Raw genomic sequence first — 17,649 nt, forward strand, 5'->3', positions numbered from 1 at the left:
CGGACATGAGCGAAGCGAGGAAGAAAGACATGAACGCGGTACCAAAGAAGAAGGGCTTGGGACGTGGCCTCGAAGCGCTGCTCGGCGGCAGCGCCGATATCACCGAAGCGGTGAAGATCGAAGGGGCGCCGAACACGCTCGCGCTCGGCAAGCTGCAGGCCGGCAAGTACCAGCCGCGGACGCGGATGGACGAGGGCAGCCTGCAGGAGCTCGCGGCCAGCATTCGCGCTCAGGGCGTGATGCAGCCGATCCTGGTACGGCCCATTTCATCAGACAAATACGAGATCATTGCAGGCGAGCGGCGGTTCCGCGCGGCGCGCCTGGCCGGTCTCGATGAAGTGCCGGTGCTCGTAAAGGACGTGTCCGATCAGGCTGCCGCCGCGATGGCGCTGATCGAGAACATCCAGCGCGAGGACCTGAACCCGCTTGAAGAAGCGCACGGTATCCAGCGCCTGCTCGACGAGTTCGGTTTCACGCACGAGCAGGCGGCCGAATCGGTCGGCCGTTCGCGCAGCGCGGTGTCGAACCTGCTGCGCCTGCTGAACCTCGCGTCGCCGGTGCAGACGATGCTGCTGGCCGGCGATCTCGACATGGGGCACGCGCGCGCGCTGCTCGCCGTCGATGCGGCCACGCAGATCACGCTCGCGCATCAGGTCGTCAACAAGCGCATGTCGGTGCGCGAAACCGAGAAGCTCGTCGCACATACGACGAAGGAAGCGCCGGCCGTGAAGGCGCGCGCGAAGGACGACGGCGGCCGCGATACGCGCCGTCTCGAAGAGGAGTTGTCCGACCTGCTCGCGTCGACGGTGAAGATCAAGCTCGGCCGCCGCGGGCGCGGGCAGGTGACGATCGACTTCGGCAACCTCGATGCGCTCGAGGGCATTCTCGCGCGGCTGCGCGGCAACGTCGCAACCGAAGAGTAAGGACAGCCAATGGAGAAGACGGGCGCACCGGCGCCGCGCCGGTGGCTCGGATGGCTTGCGCAGGAACCGGTACTGTCGGTGCTTGCACTCGGCCTGATCGTGCTGCAATGGGTGCGTCCGCAACCATTTTCGGTGCTTGCAGGTCGCGTCGACTGGCAGACGGTCGCGACGCTCGCGGGCCTGCTGATGCTGACCAAGGCACTCGAGCTGTCCGGTTGCCTGATGTGGCTCGCGCACCGCATCGTGCATCACGTGCATTCCGAACGCGGGCTCGCGATGCTGCTGGTCGGATTCGCCGCGGTACTGTCGATGTGGCTCACCAACGACGTCGCGCTGTTCGTCGTCGTGCCGTTGATGGTGTCGCTGCGTGCACTGACGCCGCTACCGTTCCGGCGGCTCGTGATCGTCGTCGCGCTGGCCGTCAACGCGGGGTCCGTCGCGACACCGCTCGGCAATCCCCAGAATCTTTTCCTGTGGCAATTGAGCGGCGTGTCGTTCGGCCGCTTCGTGGTTACGCTCGGGCCGCTGGCGCTTGCGTTGATGGCGTTGCTGCTCGTGCTGACCGCGTTCATGTTTCGCGCGAAGCCGCTCGATCTGTCCGGCGACGCCATCGCGTTACCGGTACAGCGCATGCACGCGCTGATCGCGGCAGTGCTGTTCGCTGCATTCGTACTGCTCGCCGATGCCCACCATCCGCTGCCGGGCCTCGTCGGCGTCGCCATCGTCCTGCTCGCCGTCAAACGCAACGCGGTCCTGAAGATCGACTGGCTGCTGCTGCTGATCTTCGTGCTGATGTTCGTCGTGCTGCGCAGCGCGGCCGCGCTGCCCGTCGTGCACGACACGATCGCGAATGCGCGGCTCGATTCGCCGCTGCGCGTCTATGCCGCGGGCGCCGTGCTGTCACAGGTGATCAGCAATGTGCCGGCGGCGATCCTGCTGTCGGAATTCACGCACGACTGGCGTGCGCTGGCGTTCGGCGTATCGGTCGGCGGTTTCGGTTTTGCCATCGGTTCGCTCGCGAACCTGATCGCGGTGCGTCTCGCGAAGGAGCCGCGCATGTGGCTGCCGTTTCATCTGGTGTCGATTCCGTTCGCGCTCGTGAGCGCGGCACTTGGCGCGTGGTTGCTCGTTCACGGTTGAGCAAGGCGGGTGCGCGGCACAGGTGTGCGATTCGAGGGGCGGGGAAGGGTGCAGTGTTCGCGGTGGTTATAGGCTGTTGATAAGTGCCGCAACCCACAGTCGAACACCTGTGGTGGCGCGACAACTGATTGGACGTATCGATGCGCGAGCGTCCGGTCGAATTTCACCCGTCGCGCACGACCGATCGGCCAGGGCGCTTCGCGTGTTCCGGGCCGTCGTGCCAAGTCATTCCGGGCGAGTGTTTCACCGCGCATTTCCCGCGGCGATCGTGCCGCTCCGCCCGGACCCGTACCGGGCATCGTTTCCCCGTCATTCCCCCTGCCGCCGGCGTTTTACGCGCAAGAAATACCGGTGCAAGAAACCGACCTTACAACTGTCATCGTACGTCGTCGAATCGGGTGTTTTTTCACATGATGAGGCGTCGTTTTATGCAGGTTTTTGTCGCGTCTAAAGCCTTGAATCACTTGCAACTATCGCTTACAATCGCCCGGATTTGTTAGCTAGGCACCCCTGAAAGCTTTCAGAAAGCTTGGGGTCGGGTTCAAGGACTTTGCGGAAGATTGCGATGGCGGGTCAGGCGCCGGACGACAGGCACGATGATCAGCGCACGCAACGCCCCGCTTCGGCGGCCGGTGAGTGGCGCGAATCCGACGACTGGGATGTCGAGCAGCAAGATAACAACATCGTTCCGCTTACACGGACGGAAGCCGAGAGGCTGTTCGGTCCGAACGTGAGCAAGCCCTCGCGCGTGACCCCCTACAAGGTGGTGTTCGCGCAAGTGGTCCTGTCCCTGGTTGCAACGCTGGCGTGGTGGCTGTTTTCGAAGTCGCCGGGCGCCGCTGCGCAATCCGCGTTTCTGGGCGGAGCGATTGGCTGGGTGCCAAGTGCGGTATTCGTGGCACGACTGAAGGCAGGTGGCTCGGCCACCGTGATGAGCTGGGTGATGGGCGAAGCCCTGAAGCTCGCTCTGACGATCGGGATGTTCACCGCAGTGGCGTTCGGCTGGGCCGGCGTGCACTGGGTGCCGTTCCTCGTCACGTACCTCGTCGTGCTGAAGACCTACTGGATCGCGCTGGCCTGGCGGTAAGGAACAAGCAGCGTGCGGTTTCGACAGCGAACCGCACCGGCCCGTTCCCGCAATAGCGTGTTGCGGAACAGGCAAAACGATTTTCGACAATTTGGGTGGCATTAACGATATGGCAGCTAGCGAAGGCACGCGCGGTCCGGATCCGTCCGAGTACATTGCGCACCACTTGCAGAATTTCTCCACCTCGCATCAGACGTCGATTTTCGACATCCACGTCTGGAATCTCGACACGCTGTTCTGGTCGATCGTGTGCGGCATCGTGACGATCGTCCTGCTGCGTCTGGCCGCCCGCAAGGCGACGTCGGGCGTGCCGGGCCGCTTCCAGTGCGCGATCGAGATGCTCGTCGAAATGGTCGAAGACCAGTCGAAGGCCATCGTCCACGGCAATCGTACCTTCATCGCTCCGCTCGCCCTCACGGTGTTCGTGTGGGTCGCGCTGATGAACTCCCTCGACTTCCTCCCGGTCGACCTGCCGGGCCGCGTGATCGGCCTGCTCGGTCTGTCGGACGTGATTTCCCACCATCGCATCGTCCCGACGGCCGACCTGAACGGCACGCTCGGCATCGCGCTCGGCGTGTTCGTCCTGATGATCTACTACAGCATCAAGATCAAGGGCGCGGGCGGCTTCGTGCACGAGCTGCTGTCGGCACCGTTCGGCGCACACCCGCTGCTGTGGATCCCGAACCTCGCGCTCAACATTGTCGAATATCTCGCGAAGACCGTTTCTCTCGGTATGCGGCTGTTCGGCAACATGTACGCGGGTGAGCTGTTGTTCCTGTTGATCGCCCTGCTCGGCAGCATGTGGAGCTTCGGTGGCGACGCAACGTTCCTCGGCTTCGTTGGTCATGTGATCGCGGGTAGCGTCTGGGCAATCTTCCACATCCTGATTGTTCTGTTGCAGGCATTCATTTTCATGATGCTGACGCTGGTGTATCTCGGCCAGGCGCACGACAAGCACTAAGCGCGGCGTGCAAGAAAGAGTCTTCGTTTTAGTTTTTTAAATCTCAGTTCCAAGTCTTTTCACAAAGGAGTGATCATGCAAGCTTACATCGCCAACATCCAGGGTCTGACCGCCATCGGTATCGGCATCATCATCGGCCTGGGTGCAATCGGCGCCTGTATCGGTATCGCGCTGATGGGTGGCAAGTACATCGAAGCCTGCGCGCGTCAGCCGGAACTCATCAACCCGCTGCAAACGAAGATGTTCCTGCTGGCTGGCCTGATCGACGCTGCATTCCTGATCGGCGTTGGTGTCGCAATGCTGTTCGCGTTCGCGAACCCGCTCCTGTCGAAGCTCGCAGGCTAAGGTTCCTCGGAAATATGCGTCCGGCGTGAGCCGGCGCAGGGCGGAACGGAGACTTGGGGCGCTGATCGAATGCAACTCGATGAGCGCCTTACCGTTTCATTTTTCCGGAATAGCAGATAAGGAAACACCGTGAATCTCAACGCAACTCTGTTTGCGCAAATGGTCGTGTTCCTGGTCCTCGCGTGGTTCACGATGAAATTCGTGTGGCCGCCGTTGATCAACGCCCTCGACGAACGTTCGAAGAAGATCGCCGACGGCCTCGCCGCCGCGGAGAAGGGCAAGGCGGAACTCGACGCAGCGCACAAGCGCGTGGACCAGGAACTCGCGCAGGCCCGCAACGACGGCCAGCAGCGCATCGCCGACGCCGAAAAGCGTGCCCAGGCGGTCGCCGAGGAAATCAAGGCCAACGCCCAGGCTGAAGCCGCCCGCATCGTCGCTCAGGCGAAGGCGGAAGCAGAACAGCAAATCGTGAAGGCGCGCGAAGCGCTGCGTGGCGAAGTCGCCGCGCTGGCCGTGAAGGGCGCCGAGCAGATCCTGAAGCGCGAAGTCGATCAAACGGCCCACGCCCAACTGCTGAATCAACTGAAAGCCGAGCTCTGATCATGGCCGAACTTGCAACCATCGCCCGCCCTTACGCAGAAGCGCTGTTCCGCGTGGCCGAGGGCGGTGACATCGCCGCCTGGTCCACGCTCGTGCAAGAGCTGGCCCAGGTTGCGCGTCTGCCGGAAGTACTGTCGGTCGCGTCGAGCCCGAAGGTGACGCGCACGCAAGTAGCCGAGTTGCTGCTTGCTGCGGTGAAGTCGCCGCTCGCGGCCGGCGCCGAAGCGAAGAACTTCGTGCAGATGCTGGTCGACAATCATCGCATCGCGCTGCTGCCGGAAATTGCCGAGCAGTTCGAGGCGCTCAAGAACGAACGTGAAGGCGCAGCCGACGCCGAGATCGTGAGCGCGTTCCCGCTGAACGGCGCGGATCTCGACAGTCTCGTCTCGGGCCTCGAACGCAAGTTCAAGCGCAAGCTGAAACCGACGGTCGAAGTCGATTCGTCGCTGATCGGCGGCGTGCGCGTGACGGTCGGCGACGAAGTGCTCGACACCTCGGTTCGCGCGCGCCTCGCATCGATGCAGGCTGCCTTGACCGCCTGAGCGCCACGCCGGCACGCAACAGAATTGACTATCAGGAGCGAATAATGCAACTCAATCCCTCTGAGATCAGCGAGCTGATCAAGAGCCGGATCCAGGGCCTTGAAGCGAGCGCAGACGTTCGCAACCAGGGCACCGTGATCTCCGTGACCGACGGTATCGTGCGTATCCACGGCCTGTCGGACGTGATGCAGGGCGAAATGCTCGAGTTTCCGGGCAACACGTTCGGTCTCGCGCTGAACCTCGAGCGCGACTCGGTCGGCGCGGTGATTCTCGGCGAATACGAACACATCTCGGAAGGCGACGTCGTCAAGACGACGGGCCGCATTCTCGAAGTGCCGGTGGGTCCGGAACTCGTCGGCCGCGTGGTCGATGCGCTCGGCAACCCGATCGACGGCAAGGGCCCGGTCAACGCGAAGCTGACCGACGCGATCGAAAAGATCGCCCCGGGCGTGATCTGGCGCAAGTCGGTGTCGCAGCCGGTGCAGACGGGCATCAAGTCGATCGACGCGATGGTGCCGATCGGCCGTGGCCAGCGTGAGCTGATCATCGGCGACCGTCAGTGCGGCAAGACCGCGGTGGCGCTCGACGCGATCATCAACCAGAAGGGCAAGGACCTGATCTGTATCTACGTCGCGATCGGCCAGAAGGCTTCGTCGATCATGAACGTGGTTCGCAAGCTCGAAGAAACGGGCGCGATGGAATACACGATCGTCGTCGCCGCTTCGGCGTCGGATTCGGCCGCGATGCAGTACCTCGCACCGTACGCCGGCTGCACGATGGGCGAATACTTCCGCGACCGTGGCCAGGACGCGCTGATCATCTATGACGACTTGACCAAGCAAGCCTGGGCATACCGTCAGATCTCGCTGCTGCTGCGCCGCCCGCCGGGCCGTGAAGCGTACCCGGGCGACGTGTTCTATCTGCACTCGCGCCTGCTGGAGCGTGCCGCTCGCGTGTCGGAAGAGTACGTCGAGAAGTTCACGAACGGCGAAGTGAAGGGCAAGAGCGGTTCGCTGACGGCACTGCCGGTCATCGAAACGCAGGCGGGCGACGTGACCGCGTTCGTTCCGACGAACGTGATCTCGATCACCGACGGCCAGATCTTCCTGGAAACCGACCTGTTCAACGCAGGCATCCGCCCGGCAATCAACGCCGGCGTGTCGGTGTCGCGAGTCGGTGGCGCCGCTCAGACGAAGGTCGTGAAGAAGCTGTCGGGCGGTATCCGTACCGACCTCGCGCAGTACCGTGAACTGGCTGCATTCGCGCAGTTCGCATCGGACCTCGACGAAGCGACCCGCAAGCAGCTCGAGCGCGGCCGCCGCGTGACGGAACTGCTGAAGCAGCCGCAGTACCAGCCGCTGCAGGTCTGGGAACTGGCCGTGTCGCTGTACGCCGCGAACAACGGCTACCTCGACGATCTCGACGTCAAGCAAGTGCTGTCGTTCGAGAAGGGCCTGCGCGAAAACCTGAAGACCAGCCACGCTGACCTCATCAAGCGCATCGAAGACACCAAGGATCTCTCGAAGGACGACGAAGGCGCACTGCGCTCGGCGATCGAATCCTTCAAGAAGTCCGGTGCCTATTGATCCGCGAGTGACACATTGAGGCCGCGCGGGTGCTGATGCGCCCGCGCCGCTTCGGTGAGCGATGCATGAGCCCCGAGTAAAGCGCTAAAGCGCTAACCCGGGGCGCAAAGGAGCAAGCTATGGCTGGAATGAAGGAAATTCGCGGCAAGATCAAGAGCGTGCAGAACACGCGCAAGATCACGAAGGCGATGGAGATGGTGGCCGCATCGAAGATGCGCCGCGCGCAGGAACGCATGCGCGCCGCTCGTCCGTATGCGGACAAGGTCCGTGCCATCGCCGCGCACATGAGCCGTGCGAACCCGGAGTACCGCCACCCGTTCATGGTGGCAAACGACGGCGCGAAGACGGCCGGCATCATCCTCGTCACGACGGACAAGGGGTTGTGCGGCGGTTTGAACACCAACGTGCTGCGTGCGACGGTGCAGAAGTTCAAGGAGCTGGAAGAGAAGGGCCAGAAGGTCGAAGCCACCGCGATCGGCGGCAAGGGCCTCGGGTTCCTGAACCGCTTCGGCGCGAAGGTGATGTCGCAGGTCGTGCACCTCGGCGACACCCCGCATCTGGACAAGCTGATCGGCGCCGTGAAGACGCAGCTCGATCTGTATTCGGAAGGCAAGCTGTCGGCGGTTTATATCGCTTACACGCGCTTCGTCAACACGATGAAGCAGGAAGCCGTGATCGAGCAGCTGCTGCCGCTGTCGTCGGAACACTTCGAAGCCGATGACGGTACGCCGGCCACGTCGTGGGACTACATCTACGAGCCGGACGCGCAGGCAGTCGTCGACGAACTGCTCGTGCGTTACGTCGAGGCGCTGGTGTACCAGGCCGTCGCGGAAAACATGGCGTCCGAGCAATCGGCGCGCATGGTCGCGATGAAGGCCGCGTCCGACAACGCGAAGACGGTGATCAGCGAACTGCAGCTCGTATACAACAAGAGCCGTCAGGCCGCGATCACGAAAGAACTGTCGGAGATCGTCGGCGGCGCAGCCGCTGTTTAAGCGCGCGCCCGGGACGACAACTGCGCCTTTGCGCGAGTAAAGAATCAGGTATTTAAAGGAAAAGCGATGAGTACTGCTGCTTTGGTAGAAGGCAAGATCGTACAGTGCATCGGCGCCGTTATCGACGTGGAATTCCCGCGCGACAGCATGCCGAAGATCTACGACGCGCTTATTCTCGATGGCTCGGAACTGACGCTCGAAGTCCAGCAGCAGCTGGGCGACGGCGTGGTCCGTACCATTTGTCTGGGTGCATCCGACGGCCTGCGCCGCGGCCTGACCGTGAAGAACACGGCAAAGCCGATCTCGGTGCCGGTCGGCAAGCCGACCCTCGGCCGGATCATGGACGTGCTCGGCCGTCCGATCGACGAAGCCGGCCCGATCGAAAGCGAACATACGCGTTCGATCCACCAGAAGGCTCCGGCGTTCGACGAACTGTCGCCGTCGACCGAACTGCTCGAAACGGGTATCAAGGTCATCGACCTGATCTGCCCGTTCGCCAAGGGCGGCAAGGTCGGCCTGTTCGGCGGTGCCGGCGTGGGCAAGACCGTCAACATGATGGAGCTCATCAACAACATCGCGAAGGAACACGGCGGTTACTCCGTGTTCGCGGGCGTGGGCGAGCGTACCCGTGAAGGGAACGACTTCTACCACGAAATGAAGGACTCGAACGTTCTCGACAAGGTCGCGCTGGTGTACGGCCAGATGAACGAGCCGCCGGGCAACCGTCTGCGCGTCGCGCTGACCGGCCTGACGATGGCCGAGCACTTCCGTGACGAAGGCCTCGACGTGCTGTTCTTCGTCGACAACATCTACCGTTTCACGCTGGCCGGTACCGAAGTGTCGGCACTGCTCGGCCGTATGCCGTCGGCAGTGGGCTATCAGCCGACGCTGGCTGAAGAAATGGGCAAGCTGCAAGAGCGCATCACGTCGACCAAGAAGGGCTCGATTACGTCGGTCCAGGCCGTGTACGTCCCTGCGGACGACTTGACCGACCCGTCGCCGGCGACGACCTTCGGCCACCTGGACGCAACCGTCGTTCTGTCGCGTGACATCGCTTCGCTGGGTATCTACCCGGCGGTCGACCCGCTCGACTCGACGTCGCGCCAGATCGACCCGAACGTGATCGGTGAAGAGCACTACTCGATCACCCGTCGCGTTCAGCAGACGCTGCAGCGCTACAAGGAACTGCGCGACATCATCGCGATTCTGGGCATGGACGAACTGTCGCCGGAAGACAAGCTGTCGGTCGCACGTGCACGTAAGATCCAGCGTTTCCTGTCGCAGCCGTTCCACGTTGCTGAAGTGTTCACGGGCTCGCCGGGCAAGTACGTGCCGCTGAAGGAAACGATCCGCGGCTTCAAGATGATCGTCGACGGCGAGTGCGACCACCTGCCGGAACAGGCGTTCTACATGGTCGGCACGATCGACGAAGCCTTCGAAAAGGCCAAGAAGATCCAGTAAGGGTCGGGTGTAACGCAGCGGGCGCCGTTGAGGTCGTTGATTCTCCTGTACCCCCGGGGACAGGAGACACGGTGCCCACGTAATACGCTCAACCAGGAGTCGATATGGCAACCATCAAAGTAGACGTCGTCAGCGCGGAAGAGCAGATCTTCTCGGGCGAGGCGAAATTCGTCGCGCTGCCGGGCGAAACGGGTGAGCTGGGCATTCTGCCGGGTCACACGCCGCTGATCACGCGGATTCGTCCGGGTGCGGTGCGCATCGAAGTCGAGGGCGGCAACGACGAATTCGTGTTCGTCGCGGGCGGCATTCTCGAAGTGCAGCCGGGCGCCGTGACGGTGCTCGCCGATACCGCGATCCGCGGCAAGGACCTCGACGCGGCGAAAGCCGAGGAAGCGCGCAAGCGTGCCGAGGAAACGCTGCAGAACGCGAAGTCGGATCTCGACCTCGCGAAGGCGCAATCCGAGCTCGCGACCGCGATGGCGCAGCTCGAAGCGATCCAGCGTCTGGCGAAGATCCGCAGCCGGCACTAAGCCGCGCCGCGTATCCCGCGAAAGAAAGCAGCCTTCGGGCTGCTTTTTTTCGTCTGCGGATTGCGGGCCAGATCATTCCGTCCGGTCGTGCTATTTCATCCGTCCGCCGCGAATTGATGTCAGAGTGTCGTCAGCGGAGCGCGGCATCATCCGCAGTGAGGCTGTCCGTCGCGATCGAGGCGATCGAGGCGATGGAGGCGATGGAGGCGGGCGCGGCAGGCGCGCGCGGGCCGATCAGACCAAAAAGACGGAGACATTCATGGCAGCAGACCTTGGCGTGGGCGCGCTGATCGCGCCCGAGAACGGCTTGTCGTACGTGCGTGGCGCGACCGACGTGCCGCTGTCCGAAGCGACGATCGGCCGGTTCCTGCGCGACACCGCCGGCCGCTTTCCCGACCGTCCGGCCGTCGTGTTCCGCGAGCAGCAGGTGCGCTGGACCTGGCGCGAGTTCGCGAACGAGGTCGACGTGCTCGCGGCGGGGCTGGCCGCGCTCGGTATCGTGAAGGGCGACCGCGTCGGCATCTGGTCGCCGAACCGCAGCGAATGGCTGCTCACGCAGTTCGCGACCGCGCGCATCGGTGCGGTGCTCGTCAACCTGAATCCGGCCTACCGGCTCGCCGAGCTCGAATACGCGCTGAACAAGGTCGGCTGCAAGGCCGTGATCACGGCCGAGCGCTTCAAGTCGTCGGCCTACGTCGAGATGCTGCAGGCCATCGCGCCGGAGCTCGCGACCACGACGCCGGGCGACCTGCACGCGGCACGCGTGCCGAGCCTGCGCACGGTCGTGTCGATGGGCGACGTCGCGCCGGCCGGCATGTTCCGCTTCGCGGACGTGATGACACGCGGCCGCCAGGCCGTCGATCCGGGATTGCTCGATGCAATCGGCGCGACGCTCACGGCCAACGAACCGATCAACATCCAGTTCACGAGCGGCACGACCGGCAGCCCGAAGGGCGCGACGCTCACGCACCGCAACGTCGTCAACAACGGGCGCTCGATCGCGACCGCGATGCGCTTCACCGAGCACGACACGCTATGCATCCCGGTGCCGCTCTATCACTGCTTCGGGATGGTGCTGGCAGTGCTTGCGTGCGTGTCGAAGGGCGCGGCGATGGTGTTCCCCGGCGAGGCGTTCGATCCGGTTGCGACGCTCGCGGCCGTGGCCGGCGAGCGCTGCACCGCGCTGCACGGCGTGCCGACGATGTTCATCGCCGAGCTCGATCATCCGGCGTTCTCGACCTTCGATCTTTCGACGCTGCGCACCGGGATCATGGCCGGCTCGCCGTGCCCGATCGAGACGATGAAGCGCGTCGTGTCGCAGATGCACCTGTCGGAGATCACGATCGCGTACGGGATGACGGAGACGAGCCCCGTATCGTTCCAGAGTTCGACCGACGATCCGCTCGAGAAGCGCACGACGACGGTCGGCCGCATCCAGCCGCACCTGGAAGTGAAGATCGTCGATGCGAGCGGCGACATCGTGCCGGTCGGCGCGACGGGCGAGCTCTGCACGAAGGGCTATTCGGTGATGCTCGGCTACTGGGACGACGACGCGAAGACGCGCGAGGTGCTGGTCGACGGCTGGATGCACACGGGCGACCTCGCGACGCTCGATGCGGACGGCTACTGCAATATCGTCGGCCGCCTGAAGGACATGGTGATTCGCGGCGGCGAGAACGTCTATCCGCGCGAGATCGAGGAGTTCCTGTTTCGGCATCCGAAGATCCAGAGCGCGCAGGTGTTCGGCGTGCCGGATGCGAAGTACGGCGAGGAGCTGTGCGCGTGGATCGTGCTGCGCGCGGACGAGCAGATGACGGAGGACGACGTGCGTGCGTTCTGCAGCGGGCAGATCGCGCACTACAAGATTCCGCGCTACATCCGCTTCGTCGACGAGCTGCCGATGACGGTGACGGGCAAGGTGCAGAAGTTCGTGATGCGCGACCGGATGATCGAGGAGCTGAAGCTCGACGTGCAGAAGACCGCTTGATGCGGGACGGCGCGGGAAAAATGCGGGAAAAGACGTGGCGGCCTGCGGGCCGTTACGTTTGCGATGGACGAAAAAAAGCGGGCTTATTAGCCCGCTAAAAACCACACGCTACGGGGTTAGCGCGAGGAGACCAAAGATGAAACCGAATCCGGCGGGGGGCCGGAAACGACTCCAACAGGGATGCCCCTCGGAAGGGCTTCGGTACGTGACCGACTGGCTCGCAGCGCTTCGCGTCCGCTCACACTTGGCACACGAGACCGCATCCGTGTTGAAACCGTTGAGGCCATTGTGGGCGAATTAATGACCCGTCGCGGTAACAAAGTGTTTCAGGTTGTAACGCCCGCCAGATAAGGCTTCCCGGGATTTTTTGCTGTTTTCGGGGTCCTGAAAAAGGTCATTTTTACCCATATTTTCCGCTGCGTTTTCAGCCGATGCGCACGATGCGTTTTTCATGCGTATCGGGCGCGATGAATGGCCGATTTTCACGTCAGAAAGTGCGCGGCATGATCGATACCGCGGATGACGATTCATTCGTCAGAAAGATTTTGAAACGTGATCGGAATGCGCGGAAGTCGGCCGATCGGCCGATTCGGGTGGTTTCGCGCCGATTGTCGGGTCGGGCGACGCGAGGGCAATGTGTAACGGCGGCAGGTTCGCCGCCGCCATGCCGCGCATTCGGCCGGCGGCGGCCACGGGGTCGATGCCCGTTATCGGCCGCCGCGGACGGGCTTCTTACTTCAGCCACTTGTCCGAAATCGCCTGGTATTCGCCGGTCGACAGCGCGAGATGCAGCCACTGGTCGACGTATTGCTGGAACACGACGTCGCCGCGCGGCACCATGTACGCCTTCTCGCCGAACTGGAACGGCTTGTCCGGATGCACCGAGCACAGCCCCGGATTCAGCTTTTGCTGCAACTGCGTCTCGGACGCATCCGTCACCATCACGTCGGCCTTGCCCGCGAGGATCTGCTTGAAGATCGTCACGTTGTCCGGATAGACGGTCAGGTTCGCATGTGTGAAGAACTGTTTCGCGAACCGCTCGTTGGTACCGCCCGGATTCACGATCACACGCGTCTCGGGCCGGTCGATCTGCGCGACGGTCTGGTACTTGTCGGCGTCCGCGCAGCGCACGATCGGCGTCTTGCCGTCGACGACGTACGGCTGCGTGAAGAACACGCGCTTCTGGCGCTCGAGCGTCGTCGACACACCGCCCACCGCGATGTCGCATTTCGCGACGAAATCGGCGGTCAGGTTCGGCCAGCTCGTCTTCACGAAGTCGGTCTTCACGCCGAGCGATTTCGCGAGCGATTCGGCCATGTCGATGTCGATGCCCTCGAAACGGCCGTCCGCGCGGTAGTACGAATACGGCTTGTAGTCGCCCGTCGTGCACACACGCAGCGTGCCGCGCGCGAGCACGTCGTCGAGCCGCGCACCGGCACCGGGCGCGGCGGTGGTGCCGGTGGTGGTCTGCGCGTGCGCGGCGGCGCAGCAGAGCAGCGCGGCCGCGGCGAGCGTGGCGAATGTCTTCATCGGTCTCCTCCTTCATTCGATATGAGCGTCCGATCATAACGGAGCCATCGCGCGCGTCATATGGCCGCCATCGCGTCGGCATGCGCAGCGTGAGGGCGGCTGTCCGGTAAAATGCCGCTTTGCCTTCGCATCGTCGCTCCTACCGTGGCCCATAACCTGCTCAACGACACCTTCCTGCGTGCGCTTCTGCGCGAGCCGACCGACTACACGCCGATCTGGCTGATGCGCCAGGCCGGCCGCTACCTGCCCGAATACAATGCGACGCGTGCGCGCGCCGGCAGCTTCCTCGGCCTCGCGAAGAATCCCGACTACGCGACCGAGGTGACGCTGCAGCCGCTCGAGCGTTTCCCGCTCGACGCCGCGATCCTGTTCTCGGACATCCTGACGATTCCCGACGCGATGGGGCTCGGTCTCGACTTCCAGGTCGGCGAAGGGCCGAAGTTCGCGCATCCGGTGCGCACCGAGGCCGACGTCGCGAAGCTCGCGGTGCCGGACATCGAGGAGACGCTCGGTTATGTGACGGGCGCCGTGCGCGAGATCCGCCGCGCGCTCACCGACGGCCAGGGCCGCCAGCGCGTGCCGCTGATCGGCTTCTCGGGCAGCCCGTGGACGCTCGCGTGCTACATGGTCGAAGGCGGCGGGTCGGACGATTTCCGCACGGTGAAGTCGATGGCGTATTCGCGCCCCGACCTGATGCACCGGATCCTCGACGTGAATGCGCAGGCGGTGGCCGCGTACCTGAACGCGCAGATCGAAGCGGGCGCGCAGGCCGTGATGATCTTCGATACGTGGGGCGGCGCGCTGGCCGACGGCGCATACCAGCGCTTCTCGCTCGACTACATCCGCCGCGTGGTGAGCCAGCTCAAGCGCGAGCACGACGGCGAGCGCGTGCCGGTGATCACGTTCACGAAGGGCGGCGGGCTGTGGCTCGAGGAGATCGCGGCGACCGGCGTCGATGCGGTCGGGCTCGACTGGACGGTCAACCTCGGCGCCGCGCGCGAGCGCGTCGCGGGGCGTGTCGCGCTGCAGGGCAACCTCGATCCGACGATCCTGTTTGCGCCGCCGGCCGCGGTGCGCGAACAGGCGCGCGCGGTGCTCGACAGCTACGGCAACCATCCGGGCCATGTGTTCAACCTCGGCCACGGCATCTCGCAATTCACGTCGCCCGATCACGTCGCCGAACTCGTCGACGAAGTACACAACCACAGCCGCGCGATCCGTAGCCGAGCCGCTGGCTGAACGCAAGCGTTGTCATGCTGCACTGCGGGATGACAGCGTTTCGCTGTCGGGACTAAACAGGGCGCAACCCCGCTCCCGCTGCCGATCCGGTGCTTGTCAAGACTTGACTTATACACATTTTCCACGTTGCAGCGCGGTAGAGCCCTGTATCGGTCAATTTGTCTCGCTATTGTTCGGTAATTTGAATAGCAGCCTTATGGAATAAGGCTCCGCGGGGCGGCGCCCCGCGCGGCGAAAAACAGCGGAAAGCACGGCCCCGCGCGCGTTGCGGCCATTCGGGGGCGAGTTCTCAACAAAGTTATCCACAGGACTGGGCAGGGTATACGGCGATTCCTAATGCGAATCCAAAACTTAGCGCGGAATCTGAAGTTTTACTTTAAGTTCGCTGCCGCGATGCGGACGCGGATGCAAGCCGCCTGTCCTTCGCGTGCCGCTGCCGGTGGGGCGCCGCAATGAGCGGCACCTACCTGCGCGTCGCGCTCGACCATCCGCTCGCGACCCTGTTCGACTACCGCTGCGACGCGCAGCCGGCACCCGTGCCCGGCACGCTCGTGCAGGTGCCGTTCGGCAAGCGGCAGGCCGTCGGGCTCGTTTGCGAAGTGACGACTCACACCGATGTGCCGCCGTCACGGCTGCGCGCGGTCGACGCGATCTGCGCCGACCTGCCCCCGCTGTCGGCGGACTGGCTCGCCCTGGTGTCGTTCGCCGCCGACTACTATCAGCGCGGGCGCGGCGAGGTTGCGCTGCCGGCGCTGCCGCAGGCGCTGCGCGACGCCGGGCGCTGGGGGCGGCTGCTCGCGCCCGAAGTGCGCTACCAGCCGACCGAAGCCGGCCGCGCGGCGTTGCCCGATGCATTGCCCGCGCGCGGCGCCGCGCTGCGGCGGCTTGCACAGGCGCTCGTCGATACCGGTTCGTTGACGCTGCCCGACGCGCGGGCGCTGCATCCGAAGGCGGCCGCGACGCTCGACGACTGGGCCGCGCGCGGCTGGGTCGACGTGGAGGAGATCGGCTGGGCCGATGCGCCTGTGCCCAAAGCTGTGGATAACCTGTCGACAACCGGTGGACGAACCGTGCCGCCGGCACTGACCGACCAGCAGGCCGAGGCGCTCGACGCGATCCGCGCGGCAGCGGGCTTCGCGCCGTTCCTGCTGCACGGCGTGACGGGCAGCGGCAAGACCGAGGTCTATCTGCATGCGCTCGCGTCGCTGCTCGATGCACGGCCGGACGCGCAGGCGCTCGTGCTCGTGCCCGAAATCAACCTGACGCCGCAGTTCGAGGCCGCATTTCGCGCGCGCTTCGCGGGGGCGCTCGCCGACGACGCGATCGTCACGCTGCACAGCGGGCTCGCCGAGGGCGAGCGGGCGCGCAACTGGCTGGCCGCCCACACGGGCCGCGCGCGGATCGTGCTCGGCACGCGCCTGGCGGTGCTGGCGTCGATGCCGACGCTCGCGCTGATCGTCGTCGACGAGGAGCACGAGCCGGCGTACAAGCAGCAGGAAGGGCTGCGCTATTCGGCGCGCGATCTCGCCGTGTGGCGCGCCAAGCAGCTCGGCATCACGGTCGTGCTCGGCTCGGCCACGCCGTCGCTCGAAAGCTGGTGGCAGGCCGAGCAGGGGCGCTATACGAAGCTCACGCTGTCGCGCCGCGCGGTGGCCGACGCGACGCTGCCGACCGTGCGGCTGATCGATCTCGAAGAGGAGCGGCGGCGCGGCCGCGCGTCGATGGGCGGGCTGTCGGGGCCGCTCGTCGCGGCGCTGAAGGCGCGGCTCGAACGCGGCGAGCAGAGCCTCGTGTTCCTGAACCGGCGCGGTTACGCGCCGCAGCTCGCGTGCGACGCATGCGGCTGGGTCGCCGGTTGTCCGCGCTGCAGCGCGTACGTCGTCCTGCACAAGCCCGAGCATGCGCTGCGCTGCCATCACTGCGGCTGGGAGGCGCGCATTCCGCGGTCGTGTCCCGAGTGCGGGAACGTCGACATCGCGCCGCTCGGGCGCGGCACGCAGCGTATCGAGGAGGCGCTCGCCGAGGCCGTGCCGGGCGCGCGGGTGCTGCGGATCGACGCGGACAGCACGCGCCGCAAGGGCAGCGCGCAGGCGCTGTTCTCCGACGTGCATGCGGGCGAGGTCGACATCCTGGTCGGCACGCAGATGATTGCGAAGGGGCACGACTTTCAGCGCGTGTCGCTCGTCGGCGTGCTCAATGCCGACACCGCGCTGTTTTCGCACGATTTCCGGGCGAGCGAACGGCTGTTCGCGCAGTTGATGCAGGTGAGCGGCCGCGCGGGGCGGGCCGGGCTGCCGGGCGAGGTGATGGTGCAGACGCGTTACCCGCGTCATGCGCTGTATCACGCGCTCGGGCGGCAGGATTACGTCGGCTTCGCGAATTCGACGCTCGGCGAGCGCCGCGACGCGCACCTGCCGCCGTTCGTCTACCAGGCGCTGCTGCGCGCCGAAGGGCGCACGCTCGACGCGGCGCTCGCGTTCCTGCTTCAGGCCGCGGCCGCATTGCCGGGGCTGCCGGGCGCCGATCGCGTGACCGTGTACGACGCGGTGCCGATGACGATCGTCAAGGTCGCGAACGTCCATCGCGCGCAGTTGCTGCTCGAAAGCGCATCGCGGGCGGCGCTGCAGCATGCGCTGCGTGCATGGCAGCCGGCACTGCGGGCGCTGAAGGGCGTGCTGCGGTGGAGCGTCGAAGTCGACCCGCTGGATATCTGAGCGGCGCGC

16 protein-coding genes are annotated in these 17,649 nt (G+C 64.8%); 14 read left to right on the forward strand and 2 right to left on the reverse strand.

Annotated features, from left to right (window positions below; genetic code table 11):
• Positions 1–29 precede the first annotated feature (29 nt).
• The 12 genes from HWX00_RS23680 (at position 30) to HWX00_RS23735 (ending at position 12,157) form a co-directional block, all read left to right on the forward strand.
• Positions 30–923, forward strand: coding sequence for a ParB/RepB/Spo0J family partition protein (locus HWX00_RS23680; protein ID WP_034188249.1), 894 nt, complete (start codon positions 30–32; stop codon positions 921–923).
• 9 nt (positions 924–932) lie between these two features.
• Entirely contained in the window at positions 933–2,063 is a 1,131-nt protein-coding gene (locus tag HWX00_RS23685; RefSeq protein WP_049030887.1) for an SLC13 family permease, read from the forward strand.
• A 565-nt stretch (positions 2,064–2,628) separates the two neighbouring features.
• A complete protein-coding gene (locus tag HWX00_RS23690) occupies positions 2,629–3,150 on the forward strand; it encodes an ATP synthase subunit I (protein ID WP_034188173.1) in 522 nt (173 codons plus the stop codon).
• A gap of 109 nt (positions 3,151–3,259) precedes the next feature.
• Positions 3,260–4,111: a F0F1 ATP synthase subunit A gene (gene atpB, locus HWX00_RS23695; protein ID WP_012492242.1), complete on the forward strand. Its 852-nt coding sequence runs from the start codon at positions 3,260–3,262 to the stop codon at positions 4,109–4,111.
• 75 nt (positions 4,112–4,186) lie between these two features.
• Positions 4,187–4,456 carry a F0F1 ATP synthase subunit C gene (gene atpE, locus HWX00_RS23700; protein ID WP_006482730.1) on the forward strand — a complete coding sequence of 90 codons (270 nt, stop codon included), beginning with the start codon at positions 4,187–4,189 and terminating at the stop codon, positions 4,454–4,456.
• A 129-nt stretch (positions 4,457–4,585) separates the two neighbouring features.
• Positions 4,586–5,056 (forward strand): F0F1 ATP synthase subunit B, encoded by a 471-nt coding sequence (locus tag HWX00_RS23705; protein ID WP_006477283.1) that lies wholly within the window; start codon positions 4,586–4,588, stop codon positions 5,054–5,056.
• Between the two features lie 2 nt (positions 5,057–5,058).
• Complete coding sequence (locus tag HWX00_RS23710; protein WP_034188172.1) at positions 5,059–5,598, forward strand: F0F1 ATP synthase subunit delta; 540 nt, start codon at positions 5,059–5,061, stop codon at positions 5,596–5,598.
• Positions 5,599–5,642: 44 nt separating this feature from the next.
• Positions 5,643–7,184, forward strand: coding sequence for a F0F1 ATP synthase subunit alpha (gene atpA / locus HWX00_RS23715; protein WP_034188171.1), 1,542 nt, complete (start codon positions 5,643–5,645; stop codon positions 7,182–7,184).
• A gap of 119 nt (positions 7,185–7,303) precedes the next feature.
• Positions 7,304–8,179 (forward strand): F0F1 ATP synthase subunit gamma, encoded by an 876-nt coding sequence (atpG, locus tag HWX00_RS23720; RefSeq protein ID WP_034188170.1) that lies wholly within the window; start codon positions 7,304–7,306, stop codon positions 8,177–8,179.
• Between the two features lie 66 nt (positions 8,180–8,245).
• Positions 8,246–9,640 carry a F0F1 ATP synthase subunit beta gene (atpD, locus tag HWX00_RS23725; protein WP_034188169.1) on the forward strand — a complete coding sequence of 465 codons (1,395 nt, stop codon included), beginning with the start codon at positions 8,246–8,248 and terminating at the stop codon, positions 9,638–9,640.
• A gap of 104 nt (positions 9,641–9,744) precedes the next feature.
• Positions 9,745–10,170: a F0F1 ATP synthase subunit epsilon gene (locus tag HWX00_RS23730; protein ID WP_006477288.1), complete on the forward strand. Its 426-nt coding sequence runs from the start codon at positions 9,745–9,747 to the stop codon at positions 10,168–10,170.
• 259 nt (positions 10,171–10,429) lie between these two features.
• The gene (locus HWX00_RS23735; RefSeq protein WP_175027856.1) at positions 10,430–12,157 is read left to right on the forward strand and encodes an AMP-binding protein; all 1,728 of its coding nucleotides are present in this window, start codon (positions 10,430–10,432) and stop codon (positions 12,155–12,157) included.
• 297 nt (positions 12,158–12,454) lie between these two features.
• On the opposite strand, the gene HWX00_RS23740 is transcribed toward HWX00_RS23735, so the two are convergent.
• The gene (locus HWX00_RS23740; protein WP_167361860.1) at positions 12,455–12,610 is read right to left on the reverse strand and encodes a hypothetical protein; all 156 of its coding nucleotides are present in this window, start codon (positions 12,608–12,610) and stop codon (positions 12,455–12,457) included.
• A 279-nt stretch (positions 12,611–12,889) separates the two neighbouring features.
• Positions 12,890–13,687, reverse strand: coding sequence for a transporter substrate-binding domain-containing protein (locus HWX00_RS23745; protein WP_175027855.1), 798 nt, complete (start codon positions 13,685–13,687; stop codon positions 12,890–12,892).
• Positions 13,688–13,831: 144 nt separating this feature from the next.
• Between HWX00_RS23745 and hemE the strand changes: the two genes are divergently transcribed.
• Both hemE and HWX00_RS23755 read left to right on the forward strand, forming a co-directional pair.
• Positions 13,832–14,926 carry a uroporphyrinogen decarboxylase gene (hemE, locus tag HWX00_RS23750; RefSeq protein ID WP_034188166.1) on the forward strand — a complete coding sequence of 365 codons (1,095 nt, stop codon included), beginning with the start codon at positions 13,832–13,834 and terminating at the stop codon, positions 14,924–14,926.
• Positions 14,927–15,378: 452 nt separating this feature from the next.
• Complete coding sequence (locus HWX00_RS23755; protein ID WP_124608620.1) at positions 15,379–17,640, forward strand: primosomal protein N'; 2,262 nt, start codon at positions 15,379–15,381, stop codon at positions 17,638–17,640.
• Positions 17,641–17,649 lie beyond the last annotated feature (9 nt).

Origin of the sequence: Burkholderia seminalis DSM 23518 (assembly GCF_902832885.1) — a bacterium.
Lineage (GTDB): Bacteria > Pseudomonadota > Gammaproteobacteria > Burkholderiales > Burkholderiaceae > Burkholderia > Burkholderia seminalis.

Coding starts and splice junctions, on each gene's coding strand:
- HWX00_RS23680 (WP_034188249.1), top strand. CDS start 30: ATGAACGCGGTACCAAAGAAGAAGGGCTTGGGACGTGGCCTCGAAGCG.
- HWX00_RS23685 (WP_049030887.1), top strand. CDS start 933: ATGGAGAAGACGGGCGCACCGGCGCCGCGCCGGTGGCTCGGATGGCTT.
- HWX00_RS23690 (WP_034188173.1), top strand. CDS start 2,629: ATGGCGGGTCAGGCGCCGGACGACAGGCACGATGATCAGCGCACGCAA.
- atpB (WP_012492242.1), top strand. CDS start 3,260: ATGGCAGCTAGCGAAGGCACGCGCGGTCCGGATCCGTCCGAGTACATT.
- atpE (WP_006482730.1), top strand. CDS start 4,187: ATGCAAGCTTACATCGCCAACATCCAGGGTCTGACCGCCATCGGTATC.
- HWX00_RS23710 (WP_034188172.1), top strand. CDS start 5,059: ATGGCCGAACTTGCAACCATCGCCCGCCCTTACGCAGAAGCGCTGTTC.
- atpA (WP_034188171.1), top strand. CDS start 5,643: ATGCAACTCAATCCCTCTGAGATCAGCGAGCTGATCAAGAGCCGGATC.
- atpG (WP_034188170.1), top strand. CDS start 7,304: ATGGCTGGAATGAAGGAAATTCGCGGCAAGATCAAGAGCGTGCAGAAC.
- atpD (WP_034188169.1), top strand. CDS start 8,246: ATGAGTACTGCTGCTTTGGTAGAAGGCAAGATCGTACAGTGCATCGGC.
- HWX00_RS23730 (WP_006477288.1), top strand. CDS start 9,745: ATGGCAACCATCAAAGTAGACGTCGTCAGCGCGGAAGAGCAGATCTTC.
- HWX00_RS23735 (WP_175027856.1), top strand. CDS start 10,430: ATGGCAGCAGACCTTGGCGTGGGCGCGCTGATCGCGCCCGAGAACGGC.
- HWX00_RS23740 (WP_167361860.1), bottom strand. CDS start 12,610: ATGAAAAACGCATCGTGCGCATCGGCTGAAAACGCAGCGGAAAATATG.
- HWX00_RS23745 (WP_175027855.1), bottom strand. CDS start 13,687: ATGAAGACATTCGCCACGCTCGCCGCGGCCGCGCTGCTCTGCTGCGCC.
- HWX00_RS23755 (WP_124608620.1), top strand. CDS start 15,379: ATGAGCGGCACCTACCTGCGCGTCGCGCTCGACCATCCGCTCGCGACC.